At 41.5% G+C, this 16923-nt stretch carries 10 protein-coding genes; 7 read left to right on the forward strand and 3 right to left on the reverse strand.

All coding sequences use genetic code 11. The features are described from left to right. The first annotated feature begins 187 nt into the window (after positions 1–187). The 3 genes from AHMF7616_RS24305 (at position 188) to AHMF7616_RS24315 (ending at position 3988) form a co-directional block, all read left to right on the forward strand. Entirely contained in the window at positions 188–2785 is a 2598-nt protein-coding gene (locus AHMF7616_RS24305; protein ID WP_115375247.1) for a family 20 glycosylhydrolase, read from the forward strand. A 234-nt stretch (positions 2786–3019) separates the two neighbouring features. Beyond that, positions 3020–3397 carry a hypothetical protein gene (locus AHMF7616_RS24310; RefSeq protein ID WP_147275779.1) on the forward strand — a complete coding sequence of 126 codons (378 nt, stop codon included), beginning with the start codon at positions 3020–3022 and terminating at the stop codon, positions 3395–3397. A gap of 141 nt (positions 3398–3538) precedes the next feature. Then, complete coding sequence (locus tag AHMF7616_RS24315) at positions 3539–3988, forward strand: hypothetical protein (protein WP_147275780.1); 450 nt, start codon at positions 3539–3541, stop codon at positions 3986–3988. A gap of 84 nt (positions 3989–4072) precedes the next feature. Here AHMF7616_RS24315 and AHMF7616_RS24320 read toward each other — a convergent pair whose 3' ends face one another. Then, positions 4073–5515: an SDR family oxidoreductase gene (locus AHMF7616_RS24320; RefSeq protein ID WP_115375250.1), complete on the reverse strand. Its 1443-nt coding sequence runs from the start codon at positions 5513–5515 to the stop codon at positions 4073–4075. Between the two features lie 398 nt (positions 5516–5913). On the opposite strand from AHMF7616_RS24320, the gene AHMF7616_RS24325 reads away from it, so the two are divergent. From AHMF7616_RS24325 to AHMF7616_RS24340, 4 genes are all read left to right on the forward strand, one after another. Beyond that, a complete protein-coding gene (locus tag AHMF7616_RS24325) occupies positions 5914–6591 on the forward strand; it encodes a porin family protein (protein WP_115375251.1) in 678 nt (225 codons plus the stop codon). Positions 6592–6695: 104 nt separating this feature from the next. Continuing rightward, positions 6696–7880: a hypothetical protein gene (locus tag AHMF7616_RS24330; RefSeq protein ID WP_115375252.1), complete on the forward strand. Its 1185-nt coding sequence runs from the start codon at positions 6696–6698 to the stop codon at positions 7878–7880. Beyond that, positions 7859–9712 (forward strand): OmpA family protein, encoded by a 1854-nt coding sequence (locus AHMF7616_RS24335; RefSeq protein WP_115375253.1) that lies wholly within the window; start codon positions 7859–7861, stop codon positions 9710–9712. The genes AHMF7616_RS24330 and AHMF7616_RS24335 overlap by 22 nt, the downstream gene beginning before the upstream one ends. Before the next feature lie 280 nt (positions 9713–9992). After that, on the forward strand, positions 9993–10928 hold the full coding sequence (locus tag AHMF7616_RS24340) for a DUF2167 domain-containing protein (RefSeq protein ID WP_115375254.1): 936 nt from the start codon (positions 9993–9995) through the stop codon (positions 10926–10928). A gap of 124 nt (positions 10929–11052) precedes the next feature. On the opposite strand, the gene AHMF7616_RS24345 is transcribed toward AHMF7616_RS24340, so the two are convergent. After that, positions 11053–12858 carry a T9SS type A sorting domain-containing protein gene (locus tag AHMF7616_RS24345; RefSeq protein ID WP_233507788.1) on the reverse strand — a complete coding sequence of 602 codons (1806 nt, stop codon included), beginning with the start codon at positions 12856–12858 and terminating at the stop codon, positions 11053–11055. After that, positions 12807–16772: an FG-GAP-like repeat-containing protein gene (locus tag AHMF7616_RS27335; protein ID WP_158546243.1), complete on the reverse strand. Its 3966-nt coding sequence runs from the start codon at positions 16770–16772 to the stop codon at positions 12807–12809. The genes AHMF7616_RS24345 and AHMF7616_RS27335 overlap by 52 nt, the downstream gene beginning before the upstream one ends. Between the last annotated feature and the right edge of the window lie 151 nt (positions 16773–16923).

Raw genomic sequence — 16923 nt, forward strand, 5'->3', positions numbered from 1 at the left:
AAAAGAATAAACCCAAGTATGACTAACTATTGCCCTTTACTTTTAAACAACAACAAGCCAATTCTGAAAAAAGCTTTGGCTTTTTATTTATCGGCTAAAAGTCCTACCGGTGCGTACCAGTAGGACTTTTATTTTAATATAAAACCCGGTGCGTTTTTCTTTTTTGTTTAGTTTACTCCATTGCGAAATGTCTACTTCTACTAACCACTATTTTAAAATTTTTTGGGTCGCGTTAGGGACTATTTTTTTAAATTTTACTCTGGCTAGGAGCCAGCCCGCTGCGTTAGATCCACAGAAGTTAGTGACAAACTGGGAGATAAACGAAAATAATTATCAGAACAAAGCGCAGTTTTTATCTACTCTAACCTTTACGAATAAATCAACGGGCGCTTTGCCCGCTACCGGCTGGAAAATTTATTTTAACTATAACCGCTCTATTATTCCGAGCTCGGTGCGCGGAACCGTAAATATCCAGCACCTGAACGGCGATTTATTTGAAATAACTCCGCGGCCCGATTTTAGAATAATGGTAACGGGCAACTCCACCCGCATTTCATTTATTACCGGCGGCTCTGCGCTAAATATTACCGATGCCCCTTCGGGCTTTTATTTTGTTCAGGATACTAATCCCCGGCAGGGTTTAGCGATGGCACCCGTAACGGTTACCGTGCCCACGCAAGCCGAACAAAGTTTGCCCGGTGGCGGTAACAGCCCCACTATTACACTGGCTACTCCCGAAGCAATATTTCAGCAAAATAAAGCTACCGAAGATATGGTAGCTACTAAATTGCCCCAGGTTTTTCCAACGCCGGCTAGTTACCGCGAAACCAATACGGAGTTTATTTTAACACCAGACATACCTATTATTACCCCTGCTGATTATTTTCCAGAGGCCGAGATGCTGGCTAACGATCTGGCCGCGGTATTTGGTAAAAAATTAACCTTTAAAAATACTGGCGAGGGTAAGGCCATCCGCTTAATAAAAAAAGAAGGCTTAGGACCAGAAGCATACGAATTACGGGTTACGCCCCAAGAAATCATTATTAACGCTACTGCCCCCGCGGGCATGTTTTACGGCATGCAATCTTTAAAAACTATGCTGCCGGGTACCGCCCTGGATGGCAAACTAAAAAGTGTATCTATTAAAGGAGTAGAAATAACTGATTCTCCCCGGTTTAATCATCGGGCCGTGATGCTGGATGTGGCGCGTAATTTTCAGCCGAAAAAGCAAGTATTAAAAATTCTTGACTTAATGGCTTTGTATAAGCTAAACGTATTGCATTTTCACTTAAACGACGATGAAGGCTGGCGCTTGGAAATTAAAACCTTGCCCGAACTCACGGAGTTTGGCTCGAAACGCGCGCATACCCTGGATAGCCGCAATAACTTACCACCTTCGTACGGATCTGGCCCGGTAAGTACCGGCCCACCGGGTTCCGGTTTTTACACCCGCGCTGATTTTGTGGAAATTTTAAAATATGCCCGCGATCGCAACATAAAAGTAATCCCGGAAATTGAGACGCCGGGCCATGCCCGCGCCGCTATTAAAGCCATGGATGCCCGATACACGCGCCTTTTAGGAGCAGGACAAAGAGAGGCAGCCGAAAAATACCTGCTCCGCGATATCAACGATAAATCCGAATACCAATCGGTGCAGAACTGGAACGATAACGTGATAAACGTAGCTTTGCCCTCGGTGTATAATTTTATGGAAACCGTAGTAGATGAGGTGCGGGAAATGTACAAGGAAGCCGGCGCTACGCTGCAAACCATTCATTTCGGCGGCGACGAAGTACCGAACGGGGTTTGGGTAAAATCGCCGCAAGTGCAAAAATTGATGCAGCAAGACGAACGCTTTACTTCCGTGGACGATATGTGGTATTACTACTTCGGGAAAGTAAACGAAATTTTAAAAACCCGCAATTTGTACCTATCGGGTTGGGAAGAAGTAGCCATGCGCAAAACCGAAATAGATGGCCAGAAGCATTACATTCCCAATCCGAGCCTGGTAAACGAAAACATTCACGTAGATGTCTGGAATAATGTTTTGGGAAGCGGGGCCGAAGATTTACCTTATCGTTTGGCCAACGCCGGTTACAAGGTAGTGCTCTCCAACGTAACCCATTTGTACATGGATATGGCTTATAACAACACCTTCGAAGAACCCGGTTTTTACTGGGGCAGTTACGTAGACGTAGATAAACCATTCCGCTTTATTCCGTTTAACTACTACAAAAACACCAAAACCGATAAGTTTGGGAAACTCCTGCCCAGAACCATTTTTGCGGGGAAAGAGCGGCTCACCGAGTTTGGAAAAAACAACATTGTGGGCATTCAGGGCTTACTGTGGGCCGAAACTATTATCAGCCCGGAACGCATGGAGTACATGCTGCTACCCAAATTACTGGGATTAGCCGAGCGCGCCTGGGCCCCGGAGCCCGACTGGGCCCTGGAGAAAGATTCCGTAAAAAGCGAAGCGCAATACCAGCAAGCCTGGTCGCAGTTTGCCAATGTACTCGGCAAACGGGAACTGTCCCGCCTGGACCGGTACCGCGGCGGCTTCCGGTACCGCTTACCCTTGCCCGGCGCCATTGTGCAGAATGGCAAAGTTACGGCCAACGTGCAATTGCCCGGTTTAACTATCCGTTATACTGCCGATGGTACGGAACCCACCGTAAAAAGTAAACTGTACACTGGCCCAATCATTGAAACCGGCGCCATTAAACTCCGGACTTTTGATAGTACCGGTAGGGGTGGTAAAAGCGTGCGGGTAGTGAATTTGTAATAAATCTTAAAAAAGCTTCTGTTTAAATATTGCAGTAGGATAAAAAGCGAAAGAACCGGGTTTCCCCGGTTTTTTGCTTTTTACTTAATAGTATTTTTCTATTTGATTTTTTAAATGCGTAAGATATAGTAAAATAGGTGGTTATGTAATTAGCCCGGATAAATATTGTGAAGTATAAGAATAGGCTTGCAACTATATTGTTTGCAAATGGGTCATAAACTAAAAACCCCTACCATGAGATACGCCTTAATCTTAGCTTTCTTAGCAATAACTACACTTGCTTGTAAAAAGGAGGAATTTAACAAAAGTACCTACCGCGTTAAAAATAATACTCCTTATACCTTTACCAATGTGTATATAAAAGTTGGAACAACTGAAAATGATTATGGCCGCATAAATTCCCAGGAAACATCCACTTACAAAAAGTTTGGCAGTAAAGATTACCCCTATATTAAAATAAGCTCCGAAGGTAAAGATTACGAATTTAAAATTTTACCTTTTGAGGCACCCCCATCCGGAACAAAAGTAAGTAAAAGGGCAGCGGCTCCTTTAACGTTTGTAGTTGATGTTAATTCAACTACCAATGGTTTAGATTACCACTTTGAAGAATAAGATTTAACAGTTGGTACAAACCTTTTGCTGTTCGTGGATTCTTTACCTCGTTATAAATACTGGATTTACTATAACAGTAGCGGTATTTAAACTAATCAGAAGATCTTCCGGCAAATCACTCAGCAGATTCAGTATTAGCAATTGATACAATATTTTTTAAAAAATTACCCATTAAGAATTTATATACCTTTCCTGAAACAAACAATTACTTTTTTTGCCATCCTTTTAGTAATGGTAAGCTGTAGCAAAGACAATGACATAAGCCATAAATTTACAGGTAAGTGGGAATATGAAAGATACATTGGTTATCCATTTACAGATACTGCTCTACCTCCTGGCAACGGACAGACTATTACGCTCACGAACAATGGCATTTTTGAAAGTAGAAAACAGGATACTGTTCTTTTTGTAGGAAAGTATACGATTAAGCAAAGAAAGGATTGTTATAAACGAGATAATACCTGGTTGCTTTCAACCGATGATCCATATTTTAAAGAAGTATATATTAATATCGAAAATAATAAGCTTACCTTATCTCAACCAAACTGTTATGCAGACGGTGGAATTATCTATTATAGAAGGTTGAAGTAATAAAAGCAAGTAGTTCTGAATATCAGTAATTGCACCCTAGGGTTATCCTTACTCAATAGCTAAATATTTAAATTTTTAACCAGATTACTCCCCGTAATGAATCAGATTGCGGGCCATGCCGTTGAAAATAAAATAATGGAAAGGTAAAACCGAATACCAATACAAGCGCCCCATCAAACCTTTCGGGCGGAAAGTAGCGGTTTGTACTAAGTGGTTTTGTTCTTCTTTTTTTAAAATTTTAAATTCGAGCCAGGCTTCGCCAGGCAATTTCATTTCGGCGTACAGCAGCAAGCGTTTTTCTTTTTTGTCGGCGTGCAGCACGCGCCAGAAATCAAGCGCATCGCCAGGGTTTAAAGTAGCAAAGTTGGTGCGGCCCCGCCGCAAACCTACGCCGCCAAAAAGCTTATCGATAAAACCCCGCAACCGCCATAAGCCATCCAGGTAATACCAGCCTTGCAGGCCCCCAATCCGAAAAATATTATTCACCACCGCCTCGGGAGAGCGGGTAAAAACAAAGTCGCGGCGGTCTTTAAAGCAGCCTTCTTCGGGCACCTGAATAAACTCGGTAACTCGTAAGGGACTTTCGCTATTCGAAAAAGAATCTTTCCAACTGGAGGCTACCTCGTTTTGCGCAATGCGGGCAAAGGCCAGTTCCACCGATTCTTTATAACTCATGAGTGGTAACGGCACTAAATCGGTAATGCCCAGGTTGCGGCAAACAACTTCGTTTTTCATAGAGTCCACCAGGCTGCGCGCTAGAGCAAAAGAAGTGGCGGTAACAAAATAAAGCCAGTACGACGATAACTTGGGCGAAAGTACCGGTACCGAAATAATCCAGCGTTTTAATCCCCGCACTTCGGCAAAAATAGCCAGCATCTGCTTGTACGTTAAAATCTCCGCGCCGCCAATATCAAATACTTTATTGTACGTTTCCGGTTTATCTATTACGCCTACCAAATACTCCATTACGTTGCGGATGCCGATGGGCTGGCACCGCGACTGGAGCCACTTTGGGGCAATCATAACGGGTAGTTTTTCGACTAAATCCCGGATGATCTCGAACGAAGCACTGCCGGAACCAATAATAATAGCGGCCCGCAGCACCGTAACCGGTATGTTAGCGGTAGTCAGAATTTCTTCGACGTGCTTGCGCGAATTTAAGTGACGGGATAATTCAGCGTCGTTGGCAATGCCACCCAGGTAAATAATTTGCCGGCAAGCAGTGGTTTTTAAATATTCGCTAAAATTTTGTGCTGTTTTTGCTTCCAGATCATTAAAGTGCCGGTACGAGGTACTCATGGAATGGATGAGGTAAAAAGCAATGTCAAAATCGGTAGGTAACTCCGCTAAACTGGCGGCATTCAGAAAATCAGCTTCCAGTATATGAATGTGGGGCTGCATGCTTTCCGGCACCGCAAAGCGGTTGCGGTCGCGCACGGTGCCGTATACCTCGTGGCCCAGACTTACCAGGTAATACACTAATCGTTTGCCAATGTAGCCCGTGGCACCGGTTACCAACATTTTCATAAAGAAGTAACCTTAAACCGCACAAATAGTTTAGCGGCTTCTGTTGCCCCAACTATAGGAGCAAGCAAATTTTTAATTTTTAGTAATTAAGTTAGAAAGAAGTTTAATGGAAGATAATGGTGTCCCAAATCTGCTTTAGCCGGTAATTATTCACCCGGGATAGATACCAAAGAAGAGTAAGCAGATTCTTATGATAGCGGAGGAGCGGACCTGTATTCTGAGCATCATCCCAAAAGGTTTGATTTTTACTCTCATTCGCCTAAGAAAGGCTTATTTAGACGTAGAATGCGAAAAATAAACCAACAATTTAATAAGTTTTATTAGTCTTTAATTATAGGATGCGTATAACAGAGTAATATTCACTATACCTATAATAACTATTTAAATTTAAAGAAACTATGTTTAGCAATTATTTTTTTAAAAAATTACCAGGATTAGGATTGGTTGTTTGCTTATTACTGGGAGCTGGTCAGGTAAAAGCCCAAGAAGACAATCCGGGACCTAGATTTGGTATTAAGGGAGGCGTAAACTTTTCGCAACTCTATGTAGACCAACCTGAAGCCGAAGACGAAAACATAAAAGTGGGTGTGAACCTAGGTGTTTTTGCGAAAGTGCCGATTACTAGTTTTCTGGCTATTCAACCCGAGTTACTTTATACCAGCGCGGGTTCCAAGATTACTTACGGTGGTTCTACTTTCGAAAATGTATTTGGTATTGAGCCCGGTGAAGTGCGGTTCAATTTAAACTACATTCAGGTGCCTATTGCTCTTGCAGTTAATATCGGTCCATTAAACGTGCATGCAGGTCCTTATTTGGCTTACTTGGCATCGGCTAATATTAAAGACATGAAAAAGTCTGATTTAAATACGAATGAATTTAAAGAGCTAGACCGGGATGATTTTAACACTTTTGATTACGGAGCGGTAATTGGTGTTGGATTTGATGTGGGTAATCTTACCCTGGGGGCTCGTTATAATTACGGCTTGCGCGAAGTAGGTAATACTCGTTTAGCTGGTGAATTAACCAAAGATTCCAAGAACTCCGTGGCCCAGATTTATATCGGCATTGGCCTCTAGTTTCGTAAGCCTATCATTTAGGAGATCAACAATTGAGAAACCTTGCTTCTAATTGGGGGGCAAGGTTTTTTAATGCTTTTTAAAAATTCTTTACCTGTAAGTTTATGAAAATGAAATTTTATCTATCCCTGCTTTTATTGGTAGTAAGTGGGCCGGCATTCTCCCAGTATAAAACGGTGCTGTTTAACTACGAACGCGCTTATTTCGACGATGGCCAGCCTTTACCGGCCGAAAGCAAATTTATTATCACGGGCGAAGCCAGCGCCTTGGTTGATATTGTAGAAGTAAAAGTATATCATTCCGCCAACACCGATAAAGCTCCTTTTTATCAAAATACCTGGGAACATAAGGCGAACAATCCGGCTACTTCTTTTACTTTACCCGTTAACCAACCGTTGCGCGGCAACGAAGAATATACCTTTCTGATAAATTATTACGCTAAAATATCCCAGGAGCAGCAGCAACAATTAGTTAGCCAGATCAACACGGCTCTGGGTGCTTACATTGATCAATCGTACCAGGTAGAACGCTCCGGAATTGCCATGCTGCAACACCCCAGAACCATGCGCAATGATTTAAACGCGATCGTAAACCAAGGTCTTTCGCTGCACCGCAACATTATCAACTACACTTTTCCGGGTTTTTCTGACCTGGTGTACCTGAAACTAAAACAATTGAGTGAGGTAAATTTGCAAAAGGCCCGTTTTAATGTTTTTAAGCAAGAAGACGACAATACCAAATCGGTAAAGCTCCGGTATGCGCAAGAACAAATTGCTGCCTTAAAAACCTTGTTAAATCAAGAAGTGGCCCAGTACGGCGGCGTGCAGTTATATGCGCTTACAGATAGCAAAAAAGTGGCAGACTACAATACCGAAAAAACCAAAAATGCTCTGGCTCTTAACGTAGGTTACGGCGGCGTATATTATTCCGGCTCATTTGATAACCTGACGTATGATGCTTCGCCGTACGCGGGTATTTCTATTCCGTTCGGTAAAGAGCCGTTTGCTTCGCCTTTTATGGCCCGTACCAGCATCTCCACCGGAGTATTTTTAAAAAATTTAGATTTTGGGCCCGGCAACGAAGCCACCGGACCAGTAGTGCGACGACCCGTTTATCTGGCTTTGGGTTACCGGATCCTACCTTTCATCCGGTTAAATGCCGGGGCCACGGTTTTGCAAAATAAACTAAACAGCAGTACCAACACCGATTTAAATCTGGATAAAGTATACATCCGGCCGTTTGTGGGTTTAAGTATGGAAGTTAATTTATGGTTGAACTTAAACCGGTAATGATGAAAAGCTCCCTCTTTGTATTTTTTTCCATTTTGAGCTGGTTACCTAGTTACGCCCAGCACAACCTGTATAAGTGGCAGGTAAAAGGCTATACGGGTATCGCGCATTATTTTAACACCAACCAAAAAACGATTGATTACCTGCAACCCGATGATAATATGTGGTACCGCCTGGAAATTGGCCACAGTTTAGGTAAAACGTTTGGGCTGGCGGCCAGTGCTTCCATGGGTAATATCAGGGGTTTGGCCCCACTGGGCGGCTATTTTACCACGGAAGCGCGCATGACCTCGTTACGACTTTATTTTTACACCGATAATGGTTGGTTGTTAAAAGAATCATCGTTGGTAGCGCCTTACTTTTTTGGCGGATATGGCTTAAGTTCCCTGCAAGATGCTCCCCGCCACGATCAATACCAGCAAGCGCTACCATTTGGTTTGGGTTTTAAATTTCGGGTAGCCGATAGATGGCAAATAGATTTTCAGACCGAAGCGGTTTATCATACTACTGAATCGGAGAACGACCTGTTTCCCCAGCAGAATAAATACAATAATAGTTTTCTGCATACAGGTGTGTCTTTGGCGTATAATTTTGGCTTTAAGCCTTCCAGTTTCAAGGCTTCTCGGTTTTACTCTAATATAACCCCATCTATAACCCCATCAACCGCTCCGGGAACAACTGCTGTACCCATCGCTCCCGGTACACTCCCAATAACGGATTCGCTGTATCAAACACCCGATACTACTATTGCTAAGCTAAATACCCGGTCTACTACTTTAGCTTCGCCCGAGTCCCGGGCAGTAACGCCCAGAATGGTGGTAATACGCGATACGGTTTTGGTGAAAGAGAATAACTATTCCTCGGTATCAGATACTCTAAGCGCTACGGCATTTAGAAAACAAATTGTGGATAGTATGGCTACCGTAAACAATAATCAAAATAAGACTCGTGAAAGTGTTATAAGCCAAGATGCTGAACTAACGGCCGCGCAAAGAAAGGCGATCCGGGATCGGGAAAAAGCTTTGGCCGAGTATGATCAGCGTACCCGACGGGCAAACGCTCTTCGACAATCCCAAATTGCCCGCACTCCCGAACCATTAAGGCCAACCTCTGTTTATCGGCCCCCCGCTACTACCCGCGTTTACCAACCAACTCCCCGGGTATATTCGAGTAGATCAACTCCGGTGATTCCGGTTACTCCAAGTGCTACCGTACTGCTGGATAATGATCGAAGAAACCTGGAAGAAGTAAACCGCAAAAACCTGCAATTGCGTTATGCTTACGACTCCTTAAATACCTTAAATAGCCGCGATACCACCTTGAGCACGCAGTTAAGACAACAAAATAGAGCTTTTAATAGCCTGGATAACAGGTTAAGGCGGTACATGCAAGACCAGGCTAATTTAAACGATAGCTTGCGGCAAAGATTAAATTTTTATGAAGGAGCGTTAGCCCGCACGCCACAGGCTACCTCTTTAGCGCCACCAGTTACCTCTTTACCAGTTAATGAAACTGCATTTGATACTACGGTTTTCTTCAATAAAAACAGTTCGCAAATTCTGTCCTTAAATTTTAATAATTTATTGGGGTGCGCCGCTTATTTGAAAGCCAATCCGGAGCAAAGACTACAACTTACCGGCTATGCCGATCGCTCGGGTAAACCGGAGTATAATTTATTGTTAAGCCGGAAAAGAGTAGAAGCCGTTTCAAATTTTCTGCAATACCGGGGGATAGCCAAAGAACGTATATTCATGCAATATTTTGGCGAAGCTAATTCCAAGGACCCATTGGTTCCTCTGGATAGAAAAGTAATATTGAATATTATCGATTAGATTACATTCCATTTTCTATAAAAGGTAGCTAACCACTTTTAAGTGGTTAGCTACCTTTTTTTGTTTTTAGTTATAAATAAAGTGCTTCGAGGATTGGTTTGGATACAGTTTTCAGCGGATAGAAAAGTTAAAATTTAAAAAATTAGACAATTAATGTAGAAATGTTAGTGTGCTAACCCAAATAGGGGAGCAGGCAGCGGATTAGGAGAAATGGTATTGTTGTTGTATAGCGATTTTAATATATAACAAGCAAAAATTTTAAAATTCTTTTAATCAGCTTATGCAAACATTTCTACTTCGTAAGGTTTGGGTATTTTTGGTGCTCTTTTTACCAACTAAATTATGGGCGCAAACCGTAGATTCTGCCGCTTTAGAACGTGAGCAAATCGAAAAGTCTTTTACGTACCAAACAGGTACCCTTACATTAGGCGACAATCTGGCCAAACTACAGGTACCTAAAGGTTATAAATTTTTAAATGCCCAGCAGAGCCAGTACGTTATTAATCAGCTCTGGGGAAATCCACCGGATAGTTCTACTTTAGGAATGCTGTTCCCCGAGCAAGATTCACCGCTTACCGAAAACTCCTATGCCGTTCATATTAGCTACTCCGAAGAAGGTTACATTAAAGATGATGATGCGCAGGATTTAGATTACGCGGATTTGCTCAAAGAAATGCAGCAAGATACCCGCGATTACAACCAAGAACGGGTGTTGGCTGGCTATCCGGCCGTAGAATTAGTGGGTTGGGCCAGTGCCCCTTTTTACGATGTCGCCAATCATAAGCTGCATTGGGCCAAAGAACTTACATTTGGCGAAGAAGAGGAGAGTACTTTAAATTATAACGTGCGGGTATTAGGCCGCAAAGGTTATTTACTACTAAATGTAATTGCCCCGATGCAGGTGTTACCTTCCGTTAAAAAGAATATTCCGAGTATATTAATGGCCGTAAATTTTACGGAAGGCAATCAATATACCGACTTTAACCCGGATATGGACGAAGTAGCCAAGTACGGTATTGGTGGCTTAATTGCGGGTAAAGTTTTGGCAAAGGCCGGTTTTTTTGTATTACTTTTAAAATTTTGGAAGGTAGTGGCTGCCGCGGCTATGGGCGTTTTTTATTATCTTAAAAAGAAATTAAGTGGTAAAGAAGAAACACAACCGGAATTGGTGTTAGCCAACGAAACAACCATCGATTCTTCTCCACCGGTTCAATAAAACAATACCATAAAGAAAAAGCCCGAATGATAACATTCGGGCTTTTTTGTACCTGCATTTCTAATCTAATATTTAAAAAATATACAATAAGTTTATGCCTGATTTTGTAAAATAATAGTCAATTTTATTTTAGTATGACTTTCACTATTACTTTTTCCTGACCACTCATCAGGTGTAAGAAGTAAAATCCTTTTTTCCATTGTTTGGCAGGTACTTGTAATAGGGCAGCCGTACTTTTTTGTTGGTAGGTTTGATAAACCTGACTGCCCAAAGCATCCGTAACTTTAATTTCTACGCTACTTACTTGCTTGGGGAACTTTACAAATACATCTCCGGAGGAAGGATTGGGATACACCTGCACTTCTTTTAAAACCCTGGACTGTGAACTAGTAAAAACAAACTCTTCGGATTGAAAATAACACCCATCTTTGTAAATGAATACTTTATACGTACCCGGAGTTTTCGTTTTTAAGAAGCTTTTATTTTCATAAGGCAGCGCTTGCCGATTTAAATACCAGTAATAATATAAGCCATATTTTTCTGCGGTAAATAAAGTGTCCTGTTTTTGAAATATGCGGGCATCAAACGGCGTAGGGCCTACGTTTATTTCTACGGGTAAGCTCTCGCAGTTTTGAATAGTTTGGGTGACAAAATATTTCTTTTCCTCGGCCGGCACTGAAATCCAGGTACCTGAATTTATCGGTTGTTGAAGTTCTTTATCAGAATACCATTTTAAATTTTCGCCAGCCGCTTGTAAAATTAAGGTCATACCGGTATAAGGGTTACAATACGTGTATCTATTATTGGCATCTAACACTGGTTTCTCCGGTCTTTCTAAAATGGTAATGGTTACTTTATTAGCAACACTTTGTACATTGTTTTTGGTTTGGGTTACGTAAACTACCTGCGTTACCCGAGGTTGGAAAGTGCCGCTGGCTAACTTAATAGTTAATTTCTGGTCTTTAAACCATTCAATTTTCTCTCCTATAGCTTTTAAAGTAATTTCTCGGCCACACCGATAAATAAGCGTGTCGTTAATCAGGGGAGCTTCGGGTTTGAAAAAGAAATCTCCAACCATTGAAAAAGCGGAACCTCGGTAAGCGGCATCTACTGTTTGTACCTTCCAGGTATAAGCTCCAACGGGTAAGTTTTTTAAGGTTAATTTAGAAAGAGCGCGACCAGGCGCAAGCTTTTGCCGGTTACCCGTGAACGGATCTAGAAAAGCTTTAGTAATAGCTTTTCCATTGCGATAAAGAACAACATCGTAAGTTAGGCCCGCGGATGGAGTTAGGTCGTCGGTTGCCGCTTTCCAACTCAGGTGCATGCCTTTTTCGTCTTGCACGGCTAAAAGATTAGTAGGCGGTTGAGGAGCCTGATTAGGTAAGCTGCTGGGGCCCACAATTATTTGATTTATTAATACTATGGCTCTTCCTTCGGTACTTGCATAAGGCCCTCTCAAGTAAATATCCAGGTCACCGTCATTGTCAAAATCAAACAATCGGCCTTGGTTCTGATCATAGTAAACGAAAGGCGGTATGTATTCGGAAAAGGAGTCATTACCCTCGTTCAGGTAAATACCAAAAGGGGTAGTGCCCAGATAAAAATCTTGATCTCCATCATGATCAACGTCTGCCCATTCGCAATCATTTATATTCACTGATGGGAAATCGCCCTTTACCAAGATAAAAACTGGTAAACCGTTGGCATCTACTCCCTGATTTTTATAAAGTTCGCCATTGCCAATATAGCTAGAGGTGTATTTACGCAGAATAAATACATCTGTCCAACCATCATTATTATAATCTACTAACCGGATGGGATGTCCATCACTTGAGGGTATCACAACTTTAGTTTGGATTAGTTTGCTGCCATTATTATTTATAAAGTAATAACCTGAGCCGCCTTCATAAGTGTTAGCGTATTGCAGCAGGTCTTCATCTCCATCTCGGTCGTAATCATTTGATACAAACCCATAACTACATCCTTCACAAGAATAAGGACCTTCTTTTTTAAAATAAAATTGCCATTGCCGTTGTTTTGGAAAACTCTTTTGGGCCAAGGAAAAGCAGCACCTGCTTCAAAGGTAAAAGCATCTAAATCATTATCAGAGTCTATATCCCACCATCCCAGAATGCTTTGTGGTTTGTTCGTAAATACACTTGGTTCCGTTTGAAATTGATTATTTCCTTTATTACTATTTAATTCAGAAATATTTTGATAGTTACTACCAGACCCAAACCGAAATAAATCGAGCTGTTGATCGCCATTAAAATCGAAAAATTGTAATTCTTGCGTGTAAGTTATATTATTTGAATTTAGAGAATGACTGATCCAACCTGTTTTAGTATTTTCTACAATCTTTATATTACCCGTTTTCCTTGATTCCATAGTAGGATTACCAAAAACAGACAGATCCAAGCGTCCATCATTATTATAATCAGCTACTTCTACTTTCGTTTCAACCATGCTGGGCAGACCAGGTTTTTGTTTTAACGCAAATAGACCGGTATTCCAGGTTACCTGATTAGAACCGGCAGAAGATTGATCTTTTATTAAGGCAGATACCCGGTAGGTATATCTTTTATTATAACTTAGTTTAGCATCGGTATAAGTAATGCTATTGGGAGGCAACTGTGCAATAATCGAAAAGTCCGTATCAGCAGTCCGGCGTTCCACTATGATTTTGGTTTCGCCGGTAATTACTTCTTGCCAGGTAAGGCGTACCTTATTTAGTAGAATTCGTTCCACCACCAGCTTTTGGGGGCCATTCAAAATTTGAAATCGCTGCGGCTTGGAAAAAGCAGATGACTGAAAAGAAGCGTTAATTGTTTGCACTTGTACGCTATATTCCCCCGCCGGAAGATTGTTAATGCTATAACTAGTTTGGTTTCCAGCATTGCCAGGCCCCAACCGGCGCCGGAAAGTGCCGGTTTCATTTGTTTCGGAGTGCATTATAATTTTACCAGCCGCATTTTTTATTATTAAGTTGTAACTAATGGCTGGAGCTGGATAATTACTAGGAACGGGAGACCAGGAAATTTTAGTTTGATTGCCAGGTTTAACGCTAATGTTGGTAGGCACCGGAATACTTGGTAAGGGCTTACTTTTGGTAGAGCGGAGTTTATTCTCGTAAAAATTATAAAAACCTTCGTGGTATAGATCTAAATCGCCGTCGTTCTCTAAATCCGTAATTAAAAGCCGGTCTTCCCAATAGTATGGGTATGGCAATACGGTTGGAAAATAGTTGCCATCTCCCTGGGACTGCAATATTGTGAGACGATCGCGGCTGGATAGAAGTAAATCTGGTTGCCCGTTTAAATCAATATCCGCCGTTTGAACATCTAAGACCCCAGAGAGTTGCGCGTTTGTTATTGTAATTTCGCGCTCACTGTTAAATTGTAAATTGCCCTTGCCTTCGTATACCAGCAGATAATCCTCCCCGCCGGAATTGCTTCGAATAATATCTAAATTGCCATCCTGATTATAGTCTACGAGCCAAAAGCCCCCTAAACTGGGTATTTCAGTCTCCTGCGCAGCAAAAGTATTTCCTTTTAAATTATAAAAGATTTTAGCTTTTTCATTCGTTACGTGGCTGCCGCCAAACAGAATATCGGCAAAACCATCATTATTCAAATCGCCTACTGCAAAATCACCTATTAATTGGCTGTACTCCGGAATAAAGTGATAAGAAGCCGCCGCAAAAGAAAAACTACTGCCTTGTAGCAAAAGTTGGTATCCATTACCTACGTAATCGCCATTGTAATGAGAAAATAAAAGATCCGGGCGACCATCGTGGTTAAAATCCTCCACGGCTAACTGAAGCACTAAGTTATAACGGGGCGAAGTATATGCTTTCTGGAAGAGGCCATTCTTATTTTCAAAAACGTAAACAAAATGTTCGACCGTTGCACAAAAATCCTGATCGCCATCATTGTCTATATCCCGAAAAATAAAGTTTCGAGCTTCGATGCCTCCTTCCATCGCCGTTGCTAATTCGGAAGCGGTAAAAGTACCGTTGCCATTATTTTTAATTAAAGTAGTGGGCGGGCCGATATAACCTTTTCTGGCGAGCATGCCAAAGTCGTAATCGCCATCATTGTCCACATCCGCTGCTTGACCAATTCCGGGAACAGCACGGGGACGCGGAGCGGGAAAGGTTTTTTTGACAAACTGTTTGGTATTGACTTGCACTTGGTTACTGGGAGCAGATAATACGCCTCCTTGTTCGACTTTAACGACATAGTCATAAGTGCGATTGGTAAAGATGGATGAATCTTCGAAAAAAATAATAGTAGCAGGTAAGGTGGCTATTTGCTGAAGTGGCATGTTAGCCGATCGCCGGAAAATAATTACTTTTTGACTGGAATCGCCTTGATAAGCCCAGCGCAATTGTACCCGGGTTAATGCCGGTTGTTTGAACACCAGGTTAGTTGGGCCGGGCGCAACTGTAAAAGATTGGTATGTTGAAAAAGCAGAATTGCGCCCAGCAGCATCTACGGCTTGTAGGCGCCATTGGTAATTGCCAGCCGGTAAATGCTTGAGCTCTAGTTTATTTAAGATTTGTTTATGGGGGTTTTGCGGCCATAATGAACGGCCATCAGGTAAACTCAGGGAAGATTTATATAACTTATTGTTTAATTTTAATTCTAAGTTGTAAGAAATAGTACCTGGCGCCTTAATAGGATCCCAGGAAAGTAAAACGTTTTGTTTTTGATCTGATTGAAGCTTAGTGGGGACTGGTAGCTTAAAACCAGGTTTTACCGCTGAATTCTGATAACTTTCAAATTGGGGTTCTTGGTTATAGGTACTGCTGGAAATATAAAATAAATCCAAAGCTTGATCCTGGTTCAAATCCACCAGATCTAAATGACGGGCCGTTGCTGGTATATTTAGATCTTTCTGTTCAAATTGGATGCTGGTTTTATTAGATTGATTCAGGTAAATAACTGTTTTTGGTTGGGAGGCTACTTCTCCGGTACAAATCAAATCTGGTAAACCATCTTGGTTGATATCACCAATATCTACTTTTGGAAACAGGAAATCAGTGATTTGGTACGCATTTTCAAAATTCGGCTGGCCGGTTTGAATAAAAAGATTACGCAGAATAATGCATCGTCCATAATCCGTTATTAAAAACAAATCTAAGTCACGATCTCCATCCAAATCCGACCAAAGCATTTTTCCATAATCAGCAAATTTGGATAGTAACTCCTGATTTATTACTTCAAACAAACCATCTCCTCTATTAATATGTAAAAAAATTGGATTAGAATTAGTATGGCCTTTGGCACCAGCAAAATCAGGTAGCCCATCATTATTAACATCGGCAAAAGCAAAAGATTGTAGGGAGGCAGACAAGGGATGGGGTGCTTGTGTAAAGGTATTTTGTTGATTTAAGTAAACAACCGGTGCAAAAGAAGTAGGATCAGTAGTAATAATGTCTAGATCAGCATCACTGTCTATATCTAGCCAATGTAGTATGGGTTTGCTGCTGTTTGTACTTATTTCAGGTAAATCTTGCAGCGTAAAAGAAAGGCGATTGCTATTACGAGCTACCCGAAGCCGATTAAAATCCTGAATTAAAAAATCTATATCGCCATCTTGATCATAATCACCAAATATATAGCTAAGGGGCGTTAAATCTACCGGAGCACCAAAAGGGTTCATCACTTCAATAAACTTACCGTTTCTATTTTCATAAAGCCGGACACTTTCTTTTTTGTTTTCCCAATTATTCTGATTAAATACCAGCGCATCCAAATCTTTATCGCCATCTGCATCTAGCCATTCAAATTGCGCAAAAGAATCGGGTAGAGGTGTAAACTCCAGATTTTTACGTTGCAAGTTTTGGGAATAAGTTAAATAGCTAAGCAGGTAGAAAAGGTTGAAAAACAGGAAAAATTTAAAAAAGTAAAGTAGAGGCTGTTTCATAAATGTAGGTGCAGTAGGGTTATAAGTTAATAGCCGATTCTTATAGGTACTTTCCGTTAATCTA

Source organism: Adhaeribacter pallidiroseus (genome assembly GCF_003340495.1).
Classification (GTDB): domain Bacteria; phylum Bacteroidota; class Bacteroidia; order Cytophagales; family Hymenobacteraceae; genus Adhaeribacter; species Adhaeribacter pallidiroseus.